The organism is Mesorhizobium sp. CNPSo 4689 (assembly GCF_057784325.1).
This window is the reverse complement of the sequence record NZ_JBWLUZ010000010.1, coordinates 165,851-188,840: the sequence shown is the minus strand read 5'-3', so window position 1 is coordinate 188,840 and position 22,990 is coordinate 165,851. Positions and strand designations below refer to the sequence as shown.

Sequence of the window (22,990 nt, the reverse complement as noted above, 5' to 3'; positions counted from 1 at the left end):
CGCTCGGGGACTAGACAGCTCAAGAGGCGACTTCGGCCGAACGTGTGCGCATCGCGCAGCCCGACCCACGGCACGACGGGCCGCAGCGGTCGCAATCGACCTGAAGGTCCGCAATTAAAGATCTGAGGTTCGAAGCTGCCAGTCCGCTAACGGCCCACTGCGGTCACTCGAGAACTGGCAGCGGATGACCGCTTCTGGCGCAAAGTGGAAGTTTCGTAGACCGGCCCCGAGACCTCGGTTGTTGCTCTCAATCGAGCGTCAACGCCGCCACCGCGCCCTCATTCATCAGCGGCACGTAGATGGTCGACTTGCCGTCGGTGCCGATGTCGGCGCTGCCCGGCTTGAAGGTCGCGATCACCTCCGGCGCACCGCCCTCATGATAGCGGTAGAGCGTGCCGGTCATGTAGGCGGTGGCATAGATGCTGTCGCCGATGGCGATGACGCCGTCGAGATCGGCGAATTTTTGCGCGCCAGGCAGTGGCGAAACCGCCTTGCTGGCAAGATCGACCGCGAGCAGGCCGCCGGGCTCGGCGGTGCTGAAATCGGGGTTGATGCCCTTGCCCCAGGAGGCGACGATCAGCCTGTTGCCGTCGGCGAAGATGCCGTTGGGCGAGGCAAGTACCGCGTCCTTGACGAACAGCTCCGGTCTGTCGCCGTCGATGCGGTAGATCGTGTCGGCCAGCATGTCGGTGACATAGACCTTGCCCGAGGCGTCGGCGGTCACGTCGTTGAGGAAGACGGCTTGCGGTACGTCGATGCTTGAAACCAGCTTGCCGCTGGCGAGGTCGACGACGCGGACCTTGGTGATGTCGGCGACGTAAAGCTTGCCGCCGGAGATTGCCATGCCCTTGGGTGCGTCCATGCCGTCAGTCCAATGTTGGGTGACGATCTTGCCGTCCAGCGACAGAACCGACAGATAGCCGTTGCCATCTGCGTTGCCGGGATTGCCGACGATGTTGGAGACGATGATGCGCTGGTTGGCGACGTCGAAGAGGGCGGATTCCGGCTGCTCGAAGCCGGAGGCGCGCCAGATCTCGCCGGCCTGGGCAGGCACCGCCGCAATGCCGACGATGGCGAGAAAGGTCGAAATGATGAGGGTCTTCATGGCTGATCTCCTGTGGTGACGGCGAAGAGCTAGGTTTTTCGATACTTTTCCGGAAGGCCTTTTGGCGCTAGTATCGAAGATTGATACGAAATCGCGCGAAAGAGGTGCATTCCATGAACGGTCCGATCTTCGAGGCGCTGAAGCGGACGCTAAAGGCGAAAGGCCTCACCTATCGCATGCTGGCCGAGCGCATGGGCGTTTCCGAGCCGACGGTGAAGCGCATCTTCCATGAGCGCAACTGCAAGCTCGACCGCCTGGTGGAGATCTGCACTGCTGCCGAGGTCGAGCTGGAGAACGTGTTGGGCGCGATGAACCGGGGGCCGGGGCCGGCCAACCACGTGGCGCCGGAGATCGAGCGCAAGCTGGCGAGCCGGCCGGCGCTGCTGTTCGTCTTCATCATGCTGTCGGAGAAATTCACGCCCGAAGGCATCATGCGCTCGCAAAACCTGAGCGAAGCTTCGATGTTCCTCTATCTGCGCGACCTCGAGGAGCTCGGACTGGTCGCGCTCGGCCGCGGCCTTTCGGCGAGGCTGCTGGTCGAGACGCCGATCCAGTGGAATTTCGAAGGCCCGCTCAGGCCACTGTTCGAGGCGACCAACAAGAATTTCATCGGCTGGGCGATCAACCATCTGCAGCGTGAGGCGACATTCGTCAGCTTCTCCCGGCGGATGCGACCGGAGACGGCCGAGATGGTCAGACGCGAGGCGGAGGAACTGGCGGAGCGCGCAAAGCTGCTGGCTCATCACGACCAGCACACGACGCCCGAAGACGCGCTCATCGGCTACAAATGGACCTTTGCGTTCGGCGCGACGCCCTTTCCGGCGATCATGCCGGTTGGCCCGCACGCGCGAGATGCTGCTGCGAAAGCAAAAGATCCGGCCTCCGGGGCACGGCGACCGATGCCTGCGTAGCTATTCGGCGACCTTGATCTCCTGGTCGGAGGTTTTGTCGCCCCAGGTCACCGCCCGGTAGTCGAAGCCATATTCCAGTGTCGGCTTGACGATGCGGAAGAAGGGCGACAGGTCGAAGTCGCGCGGCGTGTAGAGTGAGTGGTGGCGGATGTGCAGGATTTCCCGACGCATATAGCTCGACTGCGCCGAAGCGCGGCCGGGCGCGCGTGTGACCTCGGGCAGGATCGGATAGCGTATCTGGCCATAAGCCTCGGCAATCAGCGTCGAGCAGATCGCCCGCGTCGGGTCGCCGGAGCCGAAGGCCAGCATGCGGCGGCGCCAGCGAACCGGCACCGGCGGCGTCGGCAGGAAAAAGCGCAGCATGTCGAAAATGTTCTTGAGATCGTATTTCAACCCGAGCTTGCCGATCATGAAAGCGACGACCTTGTCGCGGTCTTCCGGCGCCAGGCCGCTCGCCCGGCAGATGCGGGTGTTGTAGGTGCGGTAGCGCGACAGCGGCACGGCGACGCAACCCTCGCCGAGGGTGACCTCGATCAGGCGCCGCCGCTCCGACCCGTCCTCGGGTTCCGCCAGGGCGTCGCCGACATAGAAGGCCGCGTGCGACCAGGTCGACTGCGTCAAATACTTGATGACCGCCGAAATCTTTTGGTTGCCCTCGATGAGCAGGATGTCGCCGGGCTGGAGCGTGCGCCGCAGCGTTTCGGCGTCGGACGGCGTGTACGGCTCGTAGCCGGAGGATTCATCCTGCAGCCGGCCGGCAAGCCAGCGGCCAAGGCGATCGAGAAGCGTTTCGGCGGGCGCGGTCATCGTAGATGGCGATTAGCACAGACCGGCGGTGTGGACCATGATCAGCTGGCGACGGGCAAGCCAGCATCTTCCTGAGCCGCGCCGGCCAGGTCTTCGCGCACCTTGCGGGCGAGCTTTTTTGTCGACCGCTTGGGGCTGTCGCCGAACAATTCGGCCGCGTCGACGAGGCAGGTCTTTCTCAGGCTCTTTTCCGAGCGCTTCAGCAGCTTGGCGAGAAGCTTTGTGTCCTCCGGCGAACCGAGTGGCTCACCATCGGCATCGAGAAGCGCGCGCATGACGAACACGTCGTGCAGGTCGCCCAGCTGCTCGCCCAGTTCGTCGACCGCCTTGCGCCTGGCCTTGATCGGCGTCGGCCACAGCCGGCCGAGCAGCGACAGATGCATGCTGTGGGTCTTGGCCGCCTTGCGCAAATCGTGGAAATCATCGGCCGCGCCGCGGGAGCCTGCCCTGTCCAGCGCCTTGCGAGCCCGGCGCAAGGTGGCGCGGGCGCCGTCGGCGAGGATATCGGCGGCCTGTTCCGGCTGGTCGGGCAGGACCAGCCTTTCCACGCGTTCGAGGCCCTCTCGGCAAGCCGCCGCTGCAGCGCCGATTGCGGCGTCGAGGCCGGCACCGCCATGCAGCTCATGCTGGCGCAGCACCAACCTGTCACGGACGGGATCGAGGCCACCACCGGCGCTCTGCTCGGGAAAGCTCGTTGCAAGCCGATCGATGGTCTCGATCAGCGCCGTCGCCTCGCGCGGGCCGGCGAGCAGGGCCGACACCTGCTTGTAGCATTGGTTTTCGGTCTGGTAGAACGGTTCGTCCCCGGAACGAACCAAGCGAAGCAAGGCACGCACGCTCTTCAGCCGTTTGCGGCACTTGTGCAGCCCCTGTTCCGGCTTCTCGCGTGCCGTATCAAGATGGCCAAGCGCCTTGCCGATTTCCTCGGCCAGGATGCGCCTGACCTCGCCGGTCAGCGGCAGGCGCGGGTCTATGCGAAAGCTCATGCGGCGATCTCCGGAATCCCCCCAAGGGCGAGCGACGCGTTGTAGAACTTGTGCTCGCCGGTGACTTCCCGGCCGAGCCAATCTGGCAGCATTTCGTCCGGCACGTCTTCCGGCGTCTCGAGTTCAGCGACCACAAGCCCCGCCAGCATTCCGCCGAATACATCGACTTCATAGAGATAGCCGCGGTGCCTAACATGGTGGCGTGTCTTCTCGATGACACGTCCGATGGCGAATGCCCGCATCTCCTCGGCCTCGGCCAGCGGGATCGGATATTCGAACTCGTCGCGCTCGCGCGCCTTGCTGCCGAATTTGAGCGTCAGTTCGGCAGAGGTGCCGTCGCTGATGCGCACGCGCACCGTGCGGCCGGGCGCCGCGGCAAGGTAAAATTGTCGAATCCTGATATCCGCCTCGGCCAGATCACGCCAAGCGGTGCTGGAGACCAGGAACTTGCGTTCGACTTCCTTGCCCATGGCCGGGCACTAAAGCGCGGGTGCCCCGAGATGGCAAGTCGAAGCCGAGAATCAATTTGACTTTAATCAATCGATTGATTAAATACGATTGATGAGCAAGAAACCGAGCGCCAAACCTTTGCTTCGCGAAGCTTCGCCTGCCGACCAGACACGCGCTGCACTGGTGCATGCGGCACTCAAGCTGTTCGGGCGGCAAGGCTTCGACGGCACTTCGACACGCGAGATCGCGGCCGAGGCGAAAGCCAATATCGGCTCCATCGCCTACCACTTCGGCGGCAAGGAAGGGCTGCGCGCCGCCGCCGCCGATTATATCGTCGACACCATCCAGGTGATAGCCGGGCAGGCTACCGGCGCGGCCCAGGCGGCCTCACCGGCCACTCCCGAGGCGGCGCGGGCGCAGCTCTTCACCGCGCTGGAGCGGATGGTGGGCTTCATAGTGGCAAGCCCGCAGGCTGGCGAGATCGTACAATTCGTACTTAGGGAATTGTCACATCCGACAGCGGCGCTCGACCGCATCTATGCCGGCGTGTTCGAGCCGACGCATCGCCGGCTCTGCCAGGTGTGGGAGCAGGCGACCGGTGAGGCGGCCGAAAGCGAGGCTACCCGGCTCACCGTGTTCACGCTGATCGGCCAGGTCATCTATTTCCGCATCGGCCGCGAGGCGGTCATGCGCAGGATGGGCTGGAACGAGATCGGCGAGGCCGAGGCCGCCAAGGTGGTGGCAGTGACGGCGGACAATCTCGACGCGATCCTCGCCGCCCATAGTCCGGCCGCCCGCAAGGAGGGCAAATCATGAGTTTTCTCTGTTCGCTGCCGCTTGCCGCCCAGCTGTTTGGCGCCTGCGCGCCGGCCGCACCTTTAGCCGTCGGCTATGTCGAGGGCGACTATGTGCTGCTGGCGCCGATCGAGGTGGCGCAAGTCGCGACGGTCGCGGTCAAGCGCGGTGACCGTGTCGCGGAGGGTACGCCGGTGGTGACGCTGGAAAGCGCAGACGCAAAGATCGCCGTGGCGCAGGCGGAAGCGGCACTCGCCCAGGCGCAGGCGCAACTTGCGGACTTGCAGGTCGGCAAGCGTCCGGAAGAAATCGCGGTGCTCAAGGCGCAAGTCGACATGGCCAAGGCTCAGGCCACCGACGCCAGGCGCAGATACGACCGCGCCAGCGACCTGTTCAAGCGCGGCACCGGCACGCAGGCCGACTACGACACGGCTTCCGCCACGCTGGAGACCGCGAATGCGCAGGTCGGCCAGGCGGAGGCCAATCTCGCCGTCGGCGGCCTGCCGGCGCGCGCCGAGACGATCAAGGCCGCCGACAACCAGGTCAAGCAGGCGCAGTCGGCGCTGGAGCAAGCGCAATGGCGGCTGTCCAAGCGCGTGCTGGCAGCACCCTCGCCCGGCCGCGTCAACGACGTGATCCGCAATCCGGGCGACACCGCCGGGCCGACCGCGCCGGTGATTTCGATGCTGCCGGACGGCGCGGTAAAGCTCAGCGTCTACATTCCGGAAAGCGCGTTCTCATCGATCAAGGTCGGCACGCTGCTCGGCGTCCATTGCGACGGCTGCGGGCCGGATGTGAAAGCGCGCGTCAGCTATGTCTCGCCCGAGCCGGAGTTCACGCCGCCGGTTATCTATTCGCTCGAGAACCGGCAGAAGCTGGTCTATCTGGTCGAGGCGCGGCCGGAGGGCGATGCCGGCCCGCTGCAGCCTGGGCAGATCGTCGACGTCGATCTGGCGGATGGCGCAAAATGAACGTCATCGACGTCCATGGCCTGGTCAAGCGCTTCGGCGACAAGACCGTCGTCGACCATGTGACGATGACGGTGGCCGAGGGCGAGATCGTCGGCTTCCTCGGGCCGAACGGCTCAGGCAAGACGACGACCATCCGCATCATGTGCGGGCTGCTGACGCCGGACGAAGGCGAGGGCACCGTGCTCGGCTTCGACATCCGCACCGATAGCCTCAGCATCAAACGCGAAGTCGGCTACATGACGCAGAAATTCTCGTTCTACGAGGATCTGACGATCGGCGAGAACCTCGAATTCGTGGCCCGGCTCTACCGGCTGAAGCCGGTGGAGGACCATGTGGCGCGGACGCTGGAAGACCTCGGCCTGACCACGCGCCGCAACCAGTTGGCCGGCACGCTGTCGGGCGGCTGGAAGCAGCGGCTGGCGCTTGCGGCCTGCATCATGCACAAGCCGAAGCTGCTTTTGCTCGACGAGCCGACCGCGGGCGTAGACCCAAAGGCGCGGCGAGAATTCTGGGACGAGATCCACCGGCTGGCGAGCGGCGGGCTGACCGTACTGGTCTCAACCCATTACATGGACGAGGCCGAGCGCTGCCACCGCATCAGCTACATCTCCTACGGCAAGATGCTGGCCACCGGCACGGTGGACGAGGTGGTGAAGAACGCCGGGCTGACCACCTTCGTCCTGCAGGGGCCGCGTCTCGACCAGGTGGCCGAAGCGCTGCAGGGCCGGCCCGGCGTCGACCAGGTGGCGCCGTTCGGTCCCACGCTGCATGTCGTCGGCTCCGACAAAAAGGCGCTGCAGGCCGCGCTCGCCGATGTCGAGAAGCAACACAAGGGCGTGTCAGTGGCGCCGGGCGAGACCAGCCTCGAGGACGTCTTCATCCAGTTCATGTCCGGCTCGAAGGACAATATGGCATGAACAGCCTCTTTTCCTTCGCCCGGCTCGGCGCGCTGCTGATCAAGGAGTTCATCCAGATGCGGCGCGACCGCATCACCTTCGCCATGATGCTGGGCGTGCCGCTGATGCAGCTGGTGCTGTTCGGCTATGCCATCAACAACGATCCGAAGAGCCTGCCGGCCGCACTGGTGGCGACAAGCAGCGACCCCTATACGCGGGCCATGGTCTCGGCGCTGCAGACCACCGGCTACTACCGCTTCGACCATGTCGCGCAAAGTGCCGCGGAAGCCGAGTTCCTGATGTCGCGCGGCGACGTCGCCTTCGTCGTCACCATCCCCGCCGATTTCGCCCGCCGGGTGGAGCGCGGCGACAGTCCGCAGATCCTGATCGAGGCCGACGCCACCGACCCGGCGGTGGCCAGCGGCGCCATCTCGACGCTCGGCACCGTCGCCAACCAGGCGCTGCTTCGGGCGCGCGGCATGCAGGAGGCCGCCGCCGACAGCGCCAAGGACCAGCTCGAAGTGGTGGTGCACCGGCGCTACAACCCCGAAGGCATTTCGCAATACAACATCGTGCCCGGCCTGCTCGGCGTCATCCTGCAGATGACGATGGTGATGATGACCTCGATCGCGCTGACGCGCGAGACTGAGCGCGGCACGATGGAGAACCTTCTGGCGATGCCCTCCAGCCCGCTGGAGATCATGATGGGCAAGGTGTTGCCCTATCTGGTGGTCGGCGCGGTGCAGGTGGTGGTGGTGCTGGCGGCGGCAAAACTTCTGTTCGCCATCCCCTTCACCGGCTCGATGTCGCTGCTCTTGACCGCCGTGCTGATCTTCGTGCTGGCGCTGGTGCTGCTCGGCTACACCATTTCGACCATCGCGCGCACGCAGATGCAGGCGCTGCAGCTGACTTTCTTCTTCTTCCTGCCGTCGATCATGCTGTCCGGCTTCATGTTCCCCTATCGTGGCATGCCTAACTGGGCGCAGCTTTTCGGCGAGATCCTGCCGCTGACGCACTTTCTGCGCATCATCCGCGCGGTGATACTGAAGGGCGCCGAACTGCCGGCCGTGGCGACCGAAATCGGCTGGCTGGTGGTGTTCGTGGCTTTGTTTGCCGGCGTGGCGCTGGTGCGGTTCAGGCGGACGTTGGACTGATCAAGCCGCCGCCATGATTTCCGCATAGGTGCCGAAATCGACATTGCCGCCGGAGAGCACCACGGCGACGCATTTGCCTGCCAGCTCAATCTCGCCAGATGACAGCGCCGCCAGCGCGACGCTGCCGCCGGGCTCGACGACCAGCTTGAGATGGGCCATGGCGTCGCGCATCGCCTGTCGCGTTGCCTGGTCGGAGACGGCAATGACGCCGGCGAGGTTTTTGCGGTTGATCTCGAAGGTGATCGCGCCCGGCTCGGCGACGAGAAGCGCATCGCAGATCGATTGATGACCGGGCTCATTCATCACCCTGGCGCCCTTGGCCAGTGACCGGCGGGTGTCGTCGAAATGCTCGGGCTCGACCCCCCAGACCGAGGTGACCGGCGAAGCGTCCTTGACCGCGATCGAAATGCCGCTGGAGAGGCCGCCGCCGCCGCAGGGGATAACGACCGCGTCGAGGCTCGCGCCAAGCGCCTTTGCCTGGCGTACAAGTTCGAGGCCTATCGTGCCCTGGCCGGCGATGATCCTGGGATCGTCGTAAGGCGGCACAAGAACCATGCCCTGTTCGACGTAAGGGCGAACGACGGTCATGCGGTCCTCGCGGACGCGATCGAAATGCACTACCTCGGCGCCCATCTTGCGGACATTGGCGATCTTCATCGCCGGCGCGTCGGCCGGCATGGCGATGATCGCCTTGACGCCGAACATCGCGGCGGAAGCGGCGACGCCTTGCGCATGGTTGCCTGAGGAGAAGGCGACGACGCCGCGGCTGCGTTCCTCCTCGGTGAGCGACGACAGCTTGTTGTAGGCGCCGCGGAACTTGAATGAGCCGGTGCGCTGCAGCGTCTCCAGCTTGAACAGGATGCGGCCGCCGAAACGCTTGTTGAGTTCTTGCGATTCGATCAATGGCGTTTCGACGATCAGGCCGGAGAGTTTTGCTGCGGCGCTGCGGATGTCGGCGATGCCGGGAAGGGTGGGTGTGTTCATGGCAAACCTTGCAGAAAAGTGATCTCACTATCGTGCACGGGAAGCCATGCCGGGCGCCAACGAAAAAATGTGACCGTTACAAAGTTTGGAGAGTCCTGACACGCGGGCAGCGCTGCCCCTCATCTGGCTGCCGCCATTTTCTCCCCGTAAACGAGGAGAAGGACGCTGTCGCCGGTGGTTTCGCCCATCACCAGCCTTGCTGCGAACCAACCGTTCATCCCAAAAGCGTCTTCCGCCGTTTGGCTCCGCCGACCTTGCGCCAGGCGTTGAAGCGGTGGGTGGCGGCGGCGAAGGAGATCTTCATCTGCTGGGCGACCGAGTAGCGCGACTTGCCGTCATCGAATATGCGGTAGCAGCATTCGACGCCTTCCTCTGTCAGCTTGCCGTCGGGGGTCTTGTTGTGCGGGTTGGCGGGGTCGAATTTTTCGACCTGCTGCTCGACCAGGCCTTTGAGGCGCTGCAGGTCGGCCTCGATGCTGGCGATGAGATCGAGGACGGGCTTTGGGTCAAATGGGTGCGCGTGCGGCTTTTCAGTCATCCGCGATTCCTTTGTTTCGCTTAGGCTCGGCTATATAGGTGAACATTCGCCAATAATGAAGGCCTCGTGGCAACTGCTCGGTTCAACATTTTTTGAACCCCAGGGTGATCGCGATTGACCAGCAACGGACGAGACCATAGTTTAGAACTATTCTAAACTATGGTGACTTCCTCATGCTTTCCCGTGTTTTCGGCTTCGGCCGCCGTTCCTTCGATTCGCTGTCCGATCAGGAGATCCTGGCGCTGGCTATTTCGTCCGAGGAGGATGACGGGCGCATCTACCGCGCCTATGCCGACGGGCTGGCGGAAAGCTTTCCGCAATCGGCCAAGGTGTTCGAGGCGATGGCGGAAGAGGAGGACGGCCACCGCGACTCGCTGATCGAGCTTTATAGAATACGCTTCGGCGAGCGCATCCCCTTGATCCGGCGCGATCATGTGAAGGGCTATTACGAGCGGAAGCCCGACTGGCTGGTCAGGCCGCTCGGCATCGACGCCGTGCGCCGGCAGGCCGAGGCGATGGAGCGGCAGGCCTATCTGTTCTATGTCGAGGCGGCCAAGCGCACCACCGACGCCTCGACCCGAAAGCTGCTCGACGATCTGGCGGCGGCCGAACAGGGCCATGAGAGCTCGGCACACCAGCTTGAACAGGAACATGTGCCGGGCAAGGTCAAGATCGAAGAGGCGAGCGCCGAACAGCGCCAGTTCATCCTGACCTATGTGCAGCCGGGACTGGCCGGGCTGATGGACGGGTCGGTGTCGACGCTGGCGCCGATCTTCGCCGCGGCGTTTGCCACGCACGACACGTTCCAGACTTTCCTGGTCGGGCTTGCCGCCTCGATCGGCGCCGGCATCTCGATGGGTTTTACCGAGGTCGCCTCCGACGACGGCAAACTGTCGGGCCGCGGCTCGCCGGTGAAGCGCGGGCTGACCGTCGGCATCATGACGACGCTGGGCGGCCTGGGCCATGCGCTGCCCTATCTCATCCCGCTCTTCTGGACGGCGACCGCGGTGGCGGCCGTGGTGGTGTTCTTCGAATTGTGGACGATCGCCTTCGTGCAGAACCGCTATATGCAAACGCCATTCTGGCGCGCCGCCTTCCAGGTGGTGTTGGGCGGCGCGCTGGTGTTCGCGGCGGGCGTGCTGATCGGGAATGCTTAGCGATCCCTTCAGCCATTCACCACCCTGCTATCCGCAGGCGCCTCGGCCCGTTCGGTCAGTCCATAATCGCGCACGACATGGGCGATGCGCAAACGGTAGCCGGCAAAGATTCCGCCACGTCCGGCCTTCTGCGCCTGCCTGTGCTCTTCGGTGTTGCGCCAGGCCTTTACCGCGTCCTCGTCGCGCCAGAACGACAGTGACAGGACGCGGTTCGGGTCGATCAGGCTCTGGAAGCGCTCGATCGAGATGAAGCCGTCGATGCCGTCGAGCAGCGGGCGCAGTTCGGCCGCGATGCCGAGATAGGCGTCGCGCCGGCCCGCCGCCGGCTCGACCTCGAAGATGACGGCGATCACGGCAGCACCAATTTGGCGTGCGGCCCGGAGGCGAGCTTCAGGAACATGCGATCCTCCTTCAGGATGAATTTTTCCCGCTTCGCGAGTTCGTAGTTTGCCTTACCGGCCGGATCGGCGGCAAGCCTGGCGCGATAGGCTTCGTAGGCCGCGAGGCTGTCGATGTTGTAGGCGGCATAGGCGGTGGTGGCCGAGCCTTCATGCGGCGCGAAATAGCCGATCAGGTCGGCGCCGCAGCGCGGGATGACCTGCCCCCAGTTGCGCGCATATTCCTCGAATGCCGCCTTGCCGAACGGGTCGATCTCGTAGCGGATGAAACAGGTGATGGTCATTTTTGTCTCCTCGTCAGCTTGGGTCTGTTACGGCGACGCTTCGAGCACGGTCGAAACATTGCGCGCTTGCCTGTGCTAGGCAATTCGATGTCAGGAGCTTTGTGGCGGTCATCGCCATCTCCTTGATCTGATCGCAGGATAGTGGTTTTCTCGCGAGTATGCTTCGATGGAGATGAAACTATGCGTGAAGGACCCGACATAGCCCGCATTGCCAGCCTGGTCGGCGATCCGGCGCGGGCAAACATGCTCTCTGCGCTGATGGGCGGAACGGCTCTGACCGCATCCGAGCTGGCGCTGGAGGCCGGCGTGTCGCTGCCGACTGCCTCGTCGCATCTGTCGAAACTGATGGAAGGCGGCTTGCTGACTTTGGCCAGCCAGGGACGGCACCGCTATTACGGCCTCGCCGGGCCGCAGGTGGCCGGCATGATCGAGGCGATCACCGGCGTCGCGGAAGCCGTCGGTCCCAAGCGGGTGCGGCCAGGCCCGCGCGACGCGGCCATGCGCGTGGCGCGCGTCTGCTACGACCATCTCGCCGGCGAACAGGCGGTGGCGATGCTCGACCGCCTCGTCGACAGAAATGTTCTGGTTCGCGACGACAAGGACATCCGGCTCGGGCCTTCGGCCGCCTCGCATTTCGCGGCGCTCGGCATCGATGTCGAAGCCAAGGCGCGCCGGCCGGTCTGCCGCGCCTGCCTCGACTGGAGCGTGCGGCGCTCGCACCTTGCCGGTACGCTGGGGGCAGCGATCCTCGACAAGATCCTCGCCGATAAATGGGCGCGGCGCGAAAGGGACAGCCGCGCGGTGGTGTTTTCGCCGACTGGCAAGCAGGCGTTCGAGAAGGTGTTTTTGGCTTGATGGGCTAGCTGCGCTTGAGTGGCTTACCCAGCTTGAAGAAATCCTTCCACGGATCGGCTTCCGCCAGCCGCTTCAGCGTCGCCTTGTCGCCAATCGCAAAAGCGTTCGGGGCCAGCCCTTTCTCGATCTCCTTCCAGGTCACCGGCATCGACACCGTCGCGCCCTTCTTGGCCCGCGACGAATAGGGCGCGACCGTCGTCGAGCCGCGGCCGTTGCGCAGATAGTCGACGAAGATTTTCCCCGTGCGCGCCTTCTTCGACAGCGTCGCGGTGTAGCGGTCGGGAGCGGCCTGTTCCAGCGCACGGGCGAAATCATGGGCGAAGGTCTTTGCCTCGTCCCAGTCGGCTGACGGCTTCAGCGGCACCAGCACATGATAGCCCTTGCCGCCCGAAGTCTTGACGAAGTTCGGTAAGGACAATTCGTCCAAGCGGGCGCGGATGTCGAGGGCGGCCTCGCGCACCACCTTGACGTCGACGCCTTCATCCGGATCGAGATCGAAGATGATCTGGTCCGGCTTTTCCAGCTCGTCAACCGTGCAGCCCCAGATATGGGTCTCGACCACGCCGTACTGGACCAGCGCGGCAAGGCCGTCGAAATCCCGGATGAACAATATCTCCTCGCCGTCCGTCGGATCCTTCATCCTCAAAATCTTGTCGTGCATTCCGGCCGAAGCGTGCTTCTGGAAGAAGCGCTGGCCACCAATGCCGTCCGGCGCCCGCACCAGGCTGAGCGGCCGGTTGACGACGAACTGTTCCATGCGCGGCCAGACCAGCGCGTAGTGATCGAGCAGACCCTGCTTGGAAATCTTCTCGTCGGGCCACAGAAGCTTGTCCGGGTGCGAAAGCTTCACCGAGGTCTTCGCGGTTCCGGCCGAAGCGCCCCTCGGTGTCGCCTTGGCGTCATCCGCCTTCGAGTTGCTCCCGGCCTTGCCGGTGGCTTGCTTCGGCTTTTCCTGCACGACTTCCTCCGCCGGCTTATCCTCGCGCAATCCCTGGAACGAGGCGTGGCGGATTATACGGTCGGATGTCCAACTGCGGAACTCCACTTCGCCGACGAGTTCGGGCTCGACCCAGACCAGTCCCTTGCCTTTCGGCACGGCGGCGGAGAAAGGCGAGGTTTTTGCCTTGAGGCCGTCGAGCCGCTTCTTCAGATCCGCGGCCACCTTGCCGGAGAAACCGGTGCCGACGCGGCCGGCATAATGCAGCTTGCCGCCTTCGTGATAACCAACCAGCAGCGAGCGCAGGCCACGTCCGGTCTTGTCGGATGGCAGATAGCCGCCGATGACGAATTCCTGGCGCAGCGTGCATTTCGATTTCACCCAGGTCAGACCGCGGCCGCTGCGGTAAGGCGCATCGGCGCGTTTCGAAACGACGCCTTCCAGGCCCATCCGGCAGACATGCTGCAGCATGACCTTGCCCGGTTCGGCGAAATGGTCACTGAAGCGCAGCGCCGACTGCTCGGACTGATCGCCGAGCAGTTCAGCCAGGGCCTGCTTGCGTTCGACCAGCGGCTCGCTGCGCAGATCCTGGCCGTTGAGCCGCATCAGGTCGAAGGCATAGTAGACGAAGCGATCCGCCCGGCGGGCCGACAGGTCCGCCTGGAGCAGGGCGAAAGACGAGACGCCGCTGTCGGCGAGCACGACGACCTCGCCATCGATGATGGCATCCCGGCACTTCAGGCTGGCAAGCGCGGCGGTGACTGGGCCGTCGAATTTCCCCGTCCAGTCGAGACCGGCGCGGGTCAGCAGCCTGACCTCGCTGCCGGCAAGCTGGGCCTGCATGCGATAGCCGTCGAACTTCACCTCATGCAGCCACTCTTCGCCGGAAGGCGCATCCTTCTGCAAGGTGGCGAGACTTGGTTCGATGAAGCCGAGGCGCTTGGCGTGACCGATTTTCGCCTTGCCGGCGGCCGGTCTGTTGGAATGCCAGACCTCGGCCTTCTTTCCTTTAGCCGTCTTGCCCGCGCCCACTTCCTCGATCGTCAGGCCCGACTTCACCGATTTCGGCTCGTCTTCCAGAATGTCCTCGCCGGGGCGCGCGGCAGAATCGTCGGACTTGATCAGCAGCCAGTTGTCGCGCTTTTCGCCGGAGCGGGGCTTGAGCCTGACGAGATGCCAGCGGCCATGCAATTTATGGCCCTTCAGCTCGAAGCCGATATGGCCCTTCTTCATCGCCTTGGCCGGATCCATCTCGGGCACCCATGTGCCTTCGTCCCAGACGATGACGGAGCCGCCGCCATACTCGCCCTTGGGAATGGTGCCTTCGAACGGCGCATAGTCGATCGGATGGTCCTCGACATGCACGGCCAGCCGTTTCTCGTGCGGATCGAGGCTCGGACCACGCGTCACCGCCCAGCTCCACAGCACGCCGTCATGTTCGAGGCGCAGGTCGTAATGCAGCCGGGTCGCCGCATGTTGGTGGATGACGAAGATGCCGCCGGCTTTTTTCCCGGCCCGCGAGACCTTGCCTGCCGGTTCGGTGGTTTTCCTGAAATCGCGCTTGGCTTGGTATTGTTCGAGGCCGGCCATGGGTCGGCCTCCTATGCCGATTTACGCCTGCCGTCGGCGGCCTTCGGCCTGGCAGTTTTCGCCGAACGCTTCGCCAGCTTTTTCCCCTTCCCCGCGCCGCCGTCCGCCGACAGGCTCTTCTTCAGCGCATCGAAAAGGTTGACGACATTGGAGGGCTTCGGCGCCGCCTTTGGCTTCGGCGCCTTCCTGCCGGCCTTCTTGGCGCGGATCAGTTCGAGCAACGCATCCTCGTATTTGTCGTCGAATTTCGACGGATCGAATTTCGCCTGCTTCTTGTCGATGATGAGCTCGGCCAGATCGGTCATCTCGTCGTCGGTCTTCACCGCCTTGATGTCGCTGAAGACGGTGTCCGGCTGCCGCACCGTGTTGTCGTAGCGCAAAGTGGTCAGCACCATGCCCTTGCCCAACGGCTCGATCACCACCGGTCGTTCCCGCTGGTAGAGCACGATGCGGGCGAGCCCAGCCATTTTCTTGCCCGACATGGCGTCGCGGATGACGGCAAAAGCTTCCTCCGAAACCTTGTCGGCCGGCGAAACATAATAGGGCGTGTCGAGATAGATCTGCTGGATCGAGGCTTTGTCGACGAAGCCGTCGAGGCTCATCGTGTGCGAGGTCTCGATCTGCACCGCCTCGATCTCATCTTCCTCGATATGGACGAACTCGTCGTCATCGACCTCATAGCCCTTGATCTCGTCGCCTTCTTCCAACGGCTTGCCGGTTTCGGCATCGACATAGATACGTTTCACCGTATTGCCTGTCTTGCGGTTGAGGATGCGGAACGAGACCTTTTCGGTATGGGTCACGACATTGGTCAGTTCGATGGCGCAGGTGACCAATGACAGCTTGAGATAGCCCTTCCAGGCGGGACGCGGCGCCATGACGAGTTTCCTGTTCAATGCGGTTCAACCGAGAACGGGCAGGGCGCGTTCAGGTTCCGGCAACAAGCCCGAACGCTTGTTGGCGCGCGCACGGAAATTTCGTCTGGGGCCCAAGCGTTGAAACAGAACCGCGCCCAAGCGACATCCATACGAAACATATGTGATGCAAAAGTCACACAAGCCGAAATGGCGACAGACTGCACGGAAACACCCCGAATCAGCCGCATTCCGGCCACGAACCAGGGCGTTTCGGACCAGAAATTAACATCACGTTCACCGACTATTCACGCCTCGACGCTATCATCCCAGGCAATTCGGAAGGGACATCCGAAATCGGGACAGGGACAGGGAAAATGAAGTTCTGGAATCACATCGCCGGCTACGCCGTCGCCCTCCGCGAGTTCGTCGCGCCGACCTATCGGCCGGAGCGCTATTACATGCGCGGCCCGGGCCCGGCCTGCGCCCGCCGCGGCAATTCGCTGGGCATCAGCGCGCACTGATCATGACCGTCGAAAGCCGTCATGACAGCCGGATCTGCAAACCGGCCGACAATCATCGCGCAACCACCTACCGCGCCGAGCGCCCCGCGCTGGCCGACAGACGGCGTGCGACAACGCCAGGGCTTTGATGCAGCCATCGGCTGGCTTAGTGTCCAAGGACATGAGCAGCCGAGGCAATCGTGACCGACGTCATCAAGCCAATCTCCCTTCCTGATCCAGCCCCTCTTCCTGAATCCTTCGACGCATCCCATCCGCTGATCGTCTTCGACGGCGTCTGCGTGTTCTGCTCGGGTTTTGTCCGGATGGTGATCCGGCTCGACCGCAAGCAGCGCTTCCGCTTTGCCACGGCGCAGTCGCCGTTTGGCGAGGGGCTGTTTCAAAAATATGGACTGCCGACCGACAGCTACGAGACCAATCTGGCCCGCATTGACGGCGCCGCCTTCACCCGACTCGACAGTTTCGTCGCCGTGATGGCCGAACTGGGCTGGCCGTGGCGGGCGGCCAAGCTCCTGCTGCTTTTGCCACGCCCGCTGCGCGACTGGCTCTACGATCGCATCGCCAAGAACCGCTATGCCCTGTTCGGCAGAAGGGACAGCTGCGAGATCCCGTCAGCGGAGATGCGGGAGCGGCTGATTGGCTAGAGCAATTGCAGGAAAAGTGCGTAGCGGTTCCCGTCTGGAATTGCGTAAAAACAAAGGGTTAGAGCGGCTCAACAATTCTATCAAACGTTGAACCGCTCAGGGTCCGGCCGCCATCATCTGCGGCTATTGTTCGCAATCGCGGCTGTCGCCTCTCGATGGGTCTCAGATGCCTTCGACCAGCACGATCTCGCCGTCGGCCACCTTCTGGCGGATCGCGACGGCGCGCTGATACTCCGGCGAGTGGTAGCAATCGTGTGCCGCGGCAAGTGACGGAAACTCGATGATCACGTTGCGTGCGCGACCCGGACCTTCGGCCTTTTCATGCTCGCCGCCGCGCGCCAGGAATGTCGCGCCGAACCGCTCGAAGGCCGGCTTGGCGGCGGCGACATAGTCCTTGTAGCCTTCGGCGTCACGCACATCGACGCGGGCGATCCAGTATCCTTTCGGCATTCGTCTTCTCCGCTTGGTCTTGTGTCTTACGCCGAGCGCATTTCGTCGAGGATCGCTTCTGCAACCGCTCGCCTGTCGGCGGCGCCGACGATCGGCCGCCCGACGACGAGGTGGCTGGAGCCGTTGCGGATCGCCTGCGCCGGCGTCACGACGCGCTTCTGGTCGCCATGGTCGCTGCCCTTCGGCCGTATGCCCGGCGTCACCACGGCCATACCGGGGCCGACGATCCGGCGCACCGCTTCCGCCTCCTCGGCGGAACACACGACACCGCCCATGCCGGCATGCAGCGCCTGTTCGGAGCGCCTGAGCACCAGCGTGTGCGGGTCGTATTCATAGCCGGCGTCGATCACATCCTGTTCGTCCATCGAGGTCAGCACGCTGACCGCGAGCAAGCAAAGCTCGCTGCCCCTGGCGGCTTCCACGGCCGCCCGCATCGCCTTGGGATAGGCATGGATGGTCAGCATCGTCATGCCCATCTTGACGATGTTCTCGACGCCCTTGGCCACTGTGTTGTCGATGTCGAGCAACTTCATGTCGAGGAAGATCTTGTTGCCCCCGGTGGCGAGCTCGCGGGCGAAATCGAGCCCGCCGGCGAAGGCGAGCTGGTAACCGATCTTGTAGAAGGAGACGACGCCGTCGAGCTCGCGCACCGCCTGCTCGGCCTCGCGCAGCGTCGGCAGGTCGAGTCCGACGATCAGCCTGTCTCGCATCGTCTCGGCGTGCATGGCGTCCTCGGCGTCGGTCACGCCTCGATCCGGGTGGACAGCATGCGCGAGGTTTCGATCAGTGTGCGGCATAGGCGCTCCATCGATTGGCGTAGTCTCTCATCCCTGAAATGTCCATCGTCGCCGAAGGCCCCGCTGGCGCCCGACACCGAGCATTCCGCTGTTATCACCTCCATCTGGCAGCGCACCAGCACGGCGCGCAGATGGTTGATGCAGCGTATGCCGGCGAACTTGCCGTCGGAGGAGGAACACAGGCCGGCCGGCTTGCCGGGGAAAGGCCGGAACGAGCTGCCACCATCCCCGCGTATCCGGCTCACCCAGTCGATGCTGTTCTTGAGCAGCGGCGGCAGCGAACCATTGTATTCCGGTGTGGCGATCAGCAGCCCGTCATGCGCGGCGATCAGCCGGCCGAGCTTCATGGCGTTTTCAGGGACGCCCTTTTCCTTCTCCAGGTCCTCATCCATGATCGGCAGCGGATAATCGCCGAGCGAGATGCGGGTCACCTCGGCGCCCTGCATGGCAAGCTCCTTCTGGGCCACGTCAGCGGTCCTGCCGCTGAAGGCGCCAGACCGGACCGAGCCGGCGAAGACGAGGATTTTCGGGACTATCGGCATTGGCCAACCCTGTCGCAGACAGCTATAGGCCGGGCGGCGCTCAAATCCAAAGTGCTTTCAATCAATGCGGCTCGCGCCGGTAGATCCACAGCTGCGTCGGCGGGATGTTGCGGATGATGAAGTCGAAATGCTTGACCGTATAGTTGCCGCGGCCAGGCGGGATCGGCGACAGCGGGCCGTAGGTCAGCTGCACGATCGGCCTGCCTGCCGGGATGCGGTCGAGCAGGCTTTCGATATAGGCGATGCGCTGCGCGACCGGGAAGTTGAGCAGCGGCACGCCGGAGATGACGGAATCGAACACCATGTCGCGCTTGTCGCCGAGCGTCGCGTTGAGATTGAAGGCGTCGCCCTCGATGACGTTGACGCCCGGATAGAGCTGGCGCAGATGGCGCACGAAATCGGTCGAATATTCGACCGCATAGAGATTTTCGGGTTTCACGCCGAGCGCCAGGATGGCGCGGGTGATAACGCCGGTGCCGGGGCCGACTTCGAGCACCGGCAGTCCGGATTTCGGGTTGACGATGGACGCCATCTTGCGGGCGGTGATGGAGCTGGTCGGCACGATGGAGCCGACCGCTTTCGGCTTGTCGATCCAGCCCTTGAAGAATTTCAGCTCGTCGTCGAACTTCTCCGCCAGCGACTTGCGCAATCCGGGTCCACGTGCCATGCGAGCTCTCCTCAACGGCTCCCCCGAAACGCTACTTAGCAGCTACGGGGTTCAAGACAAGGCTCGAGCCGGCATAAGGTGTTGATGACGCTTGGGAAGCGTCGCGGTGCATGTCGCCCAAAAGTGCGTAGCGGTTTTGGGATAGCGACAATGAAGCAAAGGGCATCAGCGATCGCCGAAGGACTCGAAGAAGTCCTTCATGCGGGCGAAAAAGCCGCTCGACTGGGGCGAATTGTCCTGTGAAGACAGCTGCTCGAATTCCTCCAGCAGCTCGCGCTGGCGGCGCGACAGGTTCTGCGGCGTCTCGACCGCGGTCTGAATGTAGAGATCGCCGACATTGGGCTGGCGCAACACCGGCATGCCCTTGCCCTTGAGCCGGAACTGGCGGCCGTTCTGGGTGCCTTCCGGCACCTTCACCTTGGTCTGGCTACCGTCCAGCGTCGTCACCTCGAACGAGCCGCCAAGCGCCGCCGTTGTCATCGAGATCGGCACCTTGCAGTAGAGATCGGCGCCGTCGCGCTGGAAGAATTCATGCGGCTTGACCGCCAGGAAGATATAGAGATCGCCCGACGGGCCGCCGCGCAGGCCGGCCTCGCCCTCATTGGCAAGCCGGATGCGGGTGCCGTCCTCGATGCCGGCCGGGATGTTGACCGACAGCGAGCGCTCCTCGGTGACGCGGCCCTGTCCGGCGCATTTCGGGCATGGGTCCTTGATCGTCTGGCCGCGGCCCTGGCATTGCGGGCAGGTGCGCTCGATCGAGAAGAAGCCTTGCGTGGCCCGTACCTTGCCGTGGCCGTTGCACATGGCGCAGGTGACAGGCTGGGTACCGGGCTTGGCGCCGCTGCCCGAGCATTCCGCGCAGGAAATGGAGGCCGGCACGCGGATCTGCGCGGTCTTGCCGGAAAAGGCCTCTTCCAGCGAGATTTCCATATTGTAGCGCAGATCGGCGCCGCGCTCGCGGCCGCCCGACGAGCGGCGTTGGCGGCCGCCCATCATGTCGCCGAAAATATCCTCGAAGATATCGGCGAAGCCGCCGGCGCCAAACCCTTGCGCGCCGCCATTCATGCCGCCCTGCTCGAAGGCGGCGTGGCCGAAACGGTCATAGGCCGCGCGCTTCTGCGGGTCCTTCAGCGTTTCGTAGGCTTCGTTGATTTCCTTGAACTTGTGCTCGCAGGCATGATCGCCTGGATTGCGATCGGGATGGAACTGCATGGCGAGCTTGCGGAAAGCGCTCTTGAGCTCCTTCTCGTCGGCGCCCTTTTGCACGCCCAGCGTTTCGTAGAAATCAGCTTTCATCTTTTCCCGCTGTCCGGATGCTCAACGTCTTGATGCATACTTTGCGTCGTTTGCCGGCATGTTGCTTCGATTTAGGAGCGATGCTGCCCGGATGCCAGTGGCGACTTGGGGGCAGCCCGTGTTTTTCCGTCACTTTTTCGGCGAAGCCCGCACTTTTTCAACTTGGGTTGCAAAAAAGCCCGGCCTTGCGCCGGGCTTTTTCGCTTTATCTGCCGTCGGACGGCTCAGGCCGACTTCTTCTTGTCGTCGTCCTCGTCGATTTCCTCGAAATCGGCGTCGACCACATCCGAGTCCTTGGCGGCGTCCGCCTTGGCGTCGGCCTCCGCGGCTTCCTTCTGCGAAGCCTCGTACATGGCCTGTCCGAGTTTCATCGAGACTTCGGCAAGCGCCTGCGACTTGGCCTCGATCTCGGCCGCGTCGTCGCCTTCGGCCGCCGTCTTCAGCGCCGCGATCGCATCGGCAATCGCCGTGCGGTCGGTCTCCGAGACCTTGTCGCCATATTCCTTCAGCGACTTCTCCGACGAATGCACCAGTGCTTCGGCCTGGTTGCGGGCCTCGACCAGCGCGCGCCGCTTCTTGTCGCTCTCGGCATTGGCCTCGGCGTCCTTCACCATCTTCTCGATGTCGGCGTCCGAAAGGCCGCCCGACGCCTGGATGCGGATCTGGTGCTCCTTGCCCGTGCCCTTGTCCTTGGCCGAGACGTTGACGATGCCGTTGGCGTCGATGTCGAAGGTGACCTCGATCTGCGGCACGCCGCGCGGTGCCGGCGGAATGCCGACGAGATCGAACTGGCCGAGCATCTTGTTGTCGGCCGCCATTTCGCGCTCACCCTGGAAGACGCGGATGGTCACCGCCGACTGCGAATCCTCGGCGGTAGAGAACACCTGGCTCTTCTTGGTCGGGATCGTCGTGTTGCGCTCGATCAGGCGGGTGAACACGCCGCCCAGCGTCTCGATGCCGAGCGACAGCGGCGTCACGTCGAGCAAGAGCACGTCCTTGACGTCGCCCTGCAGCACGCCGGCCTGGATGGCGGCGCCAAGGGCCACGACCTCATCCGGGTTGACGCCCTTGTGCGGCTCCTTGCCGAAGAACTGCTTCACGATCTCCTGGATCTTGGGCATGCGGGTCATGCCGCCGACCAGGACAACCTCGTCGATCTCACCGGCCTTCAGGCCGGCATCCTTGAGCGCCGCCTTGCAGGGGTCGATCGTGCGCTGGACGAGATCCTCGACCAGGCTTTCGAACTTCGCCCTGGTCAGCTTCAGCGTCAGGTGCTTCGGACCGGTCGCATCGGCGGTGATGAAGGGCAGGTTGATCTCGGTCTGGGTCGTGGACGACAGCTCGATCTTGGCCTTCTCGGCCGCCTCCTTGAGGCGCTGCAAGGCGAGCTTGTCGTTCTTAAGGTCGATGCCCTGTTCCTTCTTGAACTCGGTCGCCAGATACTCGACCAGACGCATGTCGAAGTCCTCGCCGCCGAGGAAGGTGTCGCCATTGGTCGACTTCACCTCGAACACGCCGTCGCCGATCTCGAGCACCGAAATGTCGAAGGTGCCGCCGCCAAGGTCATAGACGGCGATGGTCTTGCCGTCCTTCTTGTCGAGACCGTAGGCAAGGGCGGCCGCGGTCGGCTCGTTGATGATGCGCAGCACTTCGAGGCCGGCGATCTTGCCGGCGTCCTTGGTCGCCTGGCGCTGGGCATCGTTGAAATAGGCCGGAACGGTGATGACCGCCTTCTCGACCTTCTCGCCGAGATAGGCTTCCGCCGTTTCCTTCATCTTCTGCAGGATCATGGCCGAGATCTGCGAGGGCGACTGCTTCTTGCCGCCGGCCTCGACCCAGGCATCGCCATTGTCGCCCTTGACGATCTTGTAGGGGACAAGCTTCTTGTCCTTCTCCGTCACCGGATCGTCATAGCGGCGGCCGATCAGGCGCTTGACCGCGAAGATGGTGTTTTCAGGATTGGTGACCGCCTGGCGCTTGGCCGGCTGGCCGACGAGGCGCTCGCCGTCGCCGCTGATGGCGACGATGGAAGGGGTCGTGCGCGCGCCTTCCGCATTCTCGATGACCTTCGGCTCCTTGCCATCCATGATGGCGATACAGGAGTTGGTCGTTCCAAGATCGATACCGATTACTTTTGCCATTGTTCTGGTTCTCTCCGCTAAGCAGGCTCTCAGGACCCGTGAAGGCGTTCCGACGAAAGCCCCTGTTCACAAGAAATTCCGTTCCGGCTACCGGCGTTCCGGCGCCGAACGGCTTGGCGCGTATATAAGAACAGGCTGCACGGCGCGCAAGCATTCTGCGCAAGGCTTCCACCATCATACCGGTGGGCAGGCAGCGGACCAATTGTCGCCGCCTGCGATCCGCACCGGGCGCGACGCGCAAAAATCAAAAAACATTACAG

25 protein-coding genes are annotated in these 22,990 nt (G+C 63.7%); 9 read left to right on the top strand and 16 right to left on the bottom strand.

Features of this window, described 5'->3' with window-relative positions; all coding sequences use genetic code 11:
• Nucleotides 1–247: 247 nt before the first annotated feature.
• On the bottom strand, nt 248–1,105 hold the full coding sequence (locus tag AC04SI_RS16730) for an SMP-30/gluconolactonase/LRE family protein (RefSeq protein ID WP_404274420.1): 858 nt from the start codon (nt 1,103–1,105) through the stop codon (nt 248–250).
• 113 nt (nt 1,106–1,218) lie between these two features.
• On the opposite strand from AC04SI_RS16730, the gene AC04SI_RS16725 reads away from it, so the two are divergent.
• Nucleotides 1,219–2,016, top strand: coding sequence for a helix-turn-helix domain-containing protein (locus AC04SI_RS16725; RefSeq protein WP_404274422.1), 798 nt, complete (start codon nt 1,219–1,221; stop codon nt 2,014–2,016).
• Here AC04SI_RS16725 and AC04SI_RS16720 read toward each other — a convergent pair whose 3' ends face one another.
• The 3 genes from AC04SI_RS16720 to AC04SI_RS16710 are packed head-to-tail and all read right to left on the bottom strand — an operon-like array spanning nt 2,017 to nt 4,279.
• On the bottom strand, nt 2,017–2,823 hold the full coding sequence (locus tag AC04SI_RS16720) for a C40 family peptidase (RefSeq protein ID WP_404274423.1): 807 nt from the start codon (nt 2,821–2,823) through the stop codon (nt 2,017–2,019).
• A 41-nt stretch (nt 2,824–2,864) separates the two neighbouring features.
• Nucleotides 2,865–3,809, bottom strand: coding sequence for a CHAD domain-containing protein (locus tag AC04SI_RS16715; RefSeq protein WP_488474512.1), 945 nt, complete (start codon nt 3,807–3,809; stop codon nt 2,865–2,867).
• A complete protein-coding gene (locus tag AC04SI_RS16710) occupies nt 3,806–4,279 on the bottom strand; it encodes a CYTH domain-containing protein (RefSeq protein ID WP_404274427.1) in 474 nt (157 codons plus the stop codon). The genes AC04SI_RS16715 and AC04SI_RS16710 overlap by 4 nt, the downstream gene beginning before the upstream one ends.
• A 91-nt stretch (nt 4,280–4,370) precedes the next feature.
• Between AC04SI_RS16710 and AC04SI_RS16705 the strand changes: the two genes are divergently transcribed.
• From AC04SI_RS16705 to AC04SI_RS16690, 4 genes are read left to right on the top strand one after another with little or no spacing between them, the layout of a single operon-like run.
• Nucleotides 4,371–5,075 carry a CerR family C-terminal domain-containing protein gene (locus AC04SI_RS16705; RefSeq protein ID WP_404274428.1) on the top strand — a complete coding sequence of 235 codons (705 nt, stop codon included), beginning with the start codon at nt 4,371–4,373 and terminating at the stop codon, nt 5,073–5,075.
• On the top strand, nt 5,072–6,025 hold the full coding sequence (locus AC04SI_RS16700; protein ID WP_404274430.1) for an HlyD family secretion protein: 954 nt from the start codon (nt 5,072–5,074) through the stop codon (nt 6,023–6,025). The genes AC04SI_RS16705 and AC04SI_RS16700 overlap by 4 nt, the downstream gene beginning before the upstream one ends.
• Complete coding sequence (locus AC04SI_RS16695) at nt 6,022–6,942, top strand: ABC transporter ATP-binding protein (protein ID WP_404274431.1); 921 nt, start codon at nt 6,022–6,024, stop codon at nt 6,940–6,942. The genes AC04SI_RS16700 and AC04SI_RS16695 overlap by 4 nt, the downstream gene beginning before the upstream one ends.
• Nucleotides 6,939–8,075, top strand: a complete 1,137-nt coding sequence (locus AC04SI_RS16690) for an ABC transporter permease (protein ID WP_488474511.1) — start codon at nt 6,939–6,941, stop codon at nt 8,073–8,075. The genes AC04SI_RS16695 and AC04SI_RS16690 overlap by 4 nt, the downstream gene beginning before the upstream one ends.
• Here AC04SI_RS16690 and AC04SI_RS16685 read toward each other — a convergent pair whose 3' ends face one another.
• Nucleotides 8,076–9,059: a threonine/serine dehydratase family protein gene (locus AC04SI_RS16685; RefSeq protein ID WP_404274433.1), complete on the bottom strand. Its 984-nt coding sequence runs from the start codon at nt 9,057–9,059 to the stop codon at nt 8,076–8,078.
• 214 nt (nt 9,060–9,273) lie between these two features.
• Nucleotides 9,274–9,597 carry a hypothetical protein gene (locus AC04SI_RS16680; RefSeq protein ID WP_488474510.1) on the bottom strand — a complete coding sequence of 108 codons (324 nt, stop codon included), beginning with the start codon at nt 9,595–9,597 and terminating at the stop codon, nt 9,274–9,276.
• Between the two features lie 173 nt (nt 9,598–9,770).
• Here AC04SI_RS16680 and mbfA point away from each other — a divergent pair, with 173 nt between their 5' ends.
• A complete protein-coding gene (gene mbfA / locus AC04SI_RS16675) occupies nt 9,771–10,754 on the top strand; it encodes an iron exporter MbfA (protein ID WP_404274436.1) in 984 nt (327 codons plus the stop codon).
• Between the two features lie 8 nt (nt 10,755–10,762).
• Here mbfA and AC04SI_RS16670 read toward each other — a convergent pair whose 3' ends face one another.
• Both AC04SI_RS16670 and AC04SI_RS16665 read right to left on the bottom strand, forming a co-directional pair.
• Nucleotides 10,763–11,107, bottom strand: a complete 345-nt coding sequence (locus tag AC04SI_RS16670) for an antibiotic biosynthesis monooxygenase family protein (protein ID WP_404274437.1) — start codon at nt 11,105–11,107, stop codon at nt 10,763–10,765.
• Nucleotides 11,104–11,436, bottom strand: a complete 333-nt coding sequence (locus tag AC04SI_RS16665) for an NIPSNAP family protein (RefSeq protein ID WP_404274439.1) — start codon at nt 11,434–11,436, stop codon at nt 11,104–11,106. Before AC04SI_RS16665 ends, AC04SI_RS16670 begins: the two co-directional genes overlap by 4 nt.
• Before the next feature lie 180 nt (nt 11,437–11,616).
• On the opposite strand from AC04SI_RS16665, the gene AC04SI_RS16660 reads away from it, so the two are divergent.
• Nucleotides 11,617–12,291, top strand: coding sequence for an ArsR/SmtB family transcription factor (locus AC04SI_RS16660; RefSeq protein ID WP_404274441.1), 675 nt, complete (start codon nt 11,617–11,619; stop codon nt 12,289–12,291).
• A 4-nt stretch (nt 12,292–12,295) separates the two neighbouring features.
• On the opposite strand, the gene ligD is transcribed toward AC04SI_RS16660, so the two are convergent.
• Both ligD and ku read right to left on the bottom strand, forming a co-directional pair.
• The gene (gene ligD / locus AC04SI_RS16655; RefSeq protein WP_488474509.1) at nt 12,296–14,818 is read right to left on the bottom strand and encodes a DNA ligase D; all 2,523 of its coding nucleotides are present in this window, start codon (nt 14,816–14,818) and stop codon (nt 12,296–12,298) included.
• Between the two features lie 11 nt (nt 14,819–14,829).
• Complete coding sequence (gene ku, locus AC04SI_RS16650) at nt 14,830–15,696, bottom strand: non-homologous end joining protein Ku (protein ID WP_404274444.1); 867 nt, start codon at nt 15,694–15,696, stop codon at nt 14,830–14,832.
• A 353-nt stretch (nt 15,697–16,049) separates the two neighbouring features.
• On the opposite strand from ku, the gene AC04SI_RS16645 reads away from it, so the two are divergent.
• Entirely contained in the window at nt 16,050–16,196 is a 147-nt protein-coding gene (locus AC04SI_RS16645; protein ID WP_006200592.1) for a hypothetical protein, read from the top strand.
• A gap of 179 nt (nt 16,197–16,375) precedes the next feature.
• The gene (locus tag AC04SI_RS16640) at nt 16,376–16,837 is read left to right on the top strand and encodes a thiol-disulfide oxidoreductase DCC family protein (protein ID WP_404274446.1); all 462 of its coding nucleotides are present in this window, start codon (nt 16,376–16,378) and stop codon (nt 16,835–16,837) included.
• A 162-nt stretch (nt 16,838–16,999) separates the two neighbouring features.
• Here the strand turns inward: AC04SI_RS16640 and AC04SI_RS16635 are convergent, their stop codons facing one another.
• From AC04SI_RS16635 to dnaK, 6 genes are all read right to left on the bottom strand, one after another.
• Nucleotides 17,000–17,287: a DUF1330 domain-containing protein gene (locus AC04SI_RS16635; RefSeq protein WP_120017644.1), complete on the bottom strand. Its 288-nt coding sequence runs from the start codon at nt 17,285–17,287 to the stop codon at nt 17,000–17,002.
• A 26-nt stretch (nt 17,288–17,313) separates the two neighbouring features.
• Entirely contained in the window at nt 17,314–18,012 is a 699-nt protein-coding gene (pyrF, locus tag AC04SI_RS16630) for an orotidine-5'-phosphate decarboxylase (protein ID WP_404275335.1), read from the bottom strand.
• Between the two features lie 17 nt (nt 18,013–18,029).
• Nucleotides 18,030–18,626 carry an NADPH-dependent FMN reductase gene (locus AC04SI_RS16625; RefSeq protein WP_404274448.1) on the bottom strand — a complete coding sequence of 199 codons (597 nt, stop codon included), beginning with the start codon at nt 18,624–18,626 and terminating at the stop codon, nt 18,030–18,032.
• A gap of 61 nt (nt 18,627–18,687) precedes the next feature.
• Entirely contained in the window at nt 18,688–19,293 is a 606-nt protein-coding gene (pmtA, locus tag AC04SI_RS16620) for a phospholipid N-methyltransferase PmtA (protein WP_404274450.1), read from the bottom strand.
• A 165-nt stretch (nt 19,294–19,458) separates the two neighbouring features.
• A complete protein-coding gene (dnaJ, locus tag AC04SI_RS16615) occupies nt 19,459–20,589 on the bottom strand; it encodes a molecular chaperone DnaJ (protein ID WP_120017641.1) in 1,131 nt (376 codons plus the stop codon).
• Between the two features lie 224 nt (nt 20,590–20,813).
• Nucleotides 20,814–22,730 (bottom strand): molecular chaperone DnaK, encoded by a 1,917-nt coding sequence (gene dnaK / locus AC04SI_RS16610; protein WP_404274452.1) that lies wholly within the window; start codon nt 22,728–22,730, stop codon nt 20,814–20,816.
• Nucleotides 22,731–22,990: the final 260 nt, after the last annotated feature.

Coding starts and splice junctions, on each gene's coding strand:
- AC04SI_RS16730 (WP_404274420.1), bottom strand. CDS start 1,105: ATGAAGACCCTCATCATTTCGACCTTTCTCGCCATCGTCGGCATTGCG.
- AC04SI_RS16725 (WP_404274422.1), top strand. CDS start 1,219: ATGAACGGTCCGATCTTCGAGGCGCTGAAGCGGACGCTAAAGGCGAAA.
- AC04SI_RS16720 (WP_404274423.1), bottom strand. CDS start 2,823: ATGACCGCGCCCGCCGAAACGCTTCTCGATCGCCTTGGCCGCTGGCTT.
- AC04SI_RS16715 (WP_488474512.1), bottom strand. CDS start 3,809: ATGAGCTTTCGCATAGACCCGCGCCTGCCGCTGACCGGCGAGGTCAGG.
- AC04SI_RS16710 (WP_404274427.1), bottom strand. CDS start 4,279: ATGGGCAAGGAAGTCGAACGCAAGTTCCTGGTCTCCAGCACCGCTTGG.
- AC04SI_RS16705 (WP_404274428.1), top strand. CDS start 4,371: ATGAGCAAGAAACCGAGCGCCAAACCTTTGCTTCGCGAAGCTTCGCCT.
- AC04SI_RS16700 (WP_404274430.1), top strand. CDS start 5,072: ATGAGTTTTCTCTGTTCGCTGCCGCTTGCCGCCCAGCTGTTTGGCGCC.
- AC04SI_RS16695 (WP_404274431.1), top strand. CDS start 6,022: ATGAACGTCATCGACGTCCATGGCCTGGTCAAGCGCTTCGGCGACAAG.
- AC04SI_RS16690 (WP_488474511.1), top strand. CDS start 6,939: ATGAACAGCCTCTTTTCCTTCGCCCGGCTCGGCGCGCTGCTGATCAAG.
- AC04SI_RS16685 (WP_404274433.1), bottom strand. CDS start 9,059: ATGAACACACCCACCCTTCCCGGCATCGCCGACATCCGCAGCGCCGCA.
- AC04SI_RS16680 (WP_488474510.1), bottom strand. CDS start 9,597: ATGACTGAAAAGCCGCACGCGCACCCATTTGACCCAAAGCCCGTCCTC.
- mbfA (WP_404274436.1), top strand. CDS start 9,771: ATGCTTTCCCGTGTTTTCGGCTTCGGCCGCCGTTCCTTCGATTCGCTG.
- AC04SI_RS16665 (WP_404274439.1), bottom strand. CDS start 11,436: ATGACCATCACCTGTTTCATCCGCTACGAGATCGACCCGTTCGGCAAG.
- AC04SI_RS16660 (WP_404274441.1), top strand. CDS start 11,617: ATGCGTGAAGGACCCGACATAGCCCGCATTGCCAGCCTGGTCGGCGAT.
- ligD (WP_488474509.1), bottom strand. CDS start 14,818: ATGGCCGGCCTCGAACAATACCAAGCCAAGCGCGATTTCAGGAAAACC.
- ku (WP_404274444.1), bottom strand. CDS start 15,696: ATGGCGCCGCGTCCCGCCTGGAAGGGCTATCTCAAGCTGTCATTGGTC.
- AC04SI_RS16645 (WP_006200592.1), top strand. CDS start 16,050: ATGAAGTTCTGGAATCACATCGCCGGCTACGCCGTCGCCCTCCGCGAG.
- AC04SI_RS16635 (WP_120017644.1), bottom strand. CDS start 17,287: ATGCCGAAAGGATACTGGATCGCCCGCGTCGATGTGCGTGACGCCGAA.
- pyrF (WP_404275335.1), bottom strand. CDS start 18,012: ATGCACGCCGAGACGATGCGAGACAGGCTGATCGTCGGACTCGACCTG.
- AC04SI_RS16625 (WP_404274448.1), bottom strand. CDS start 18,626: ATGCCGATAGTCCCGAAAATCCTCGTCTTCGCCGGCTCGGTCCGGTCT.
- pmtA (WP_404274450.1), bottom strand. CDS start 19,293: ATGGCACGTGGACCCGGATTGCGCAAGTCGCTGGCGGAGAAGTTCGAC.
- dnaJ (WP_120017641.1), bottom strand. CDS start 20,589: ATGAAAGCTGATTTCTACGAAACGCTGGGCGTGCAAAAGGGCGCCGAC.
- dnaK (WP_404274452.1), bottom strand. CDS start 22,730: ATGGCAAAAGTAATCGGTATCGATCTTGGAACGACCAACTCCTGTATC.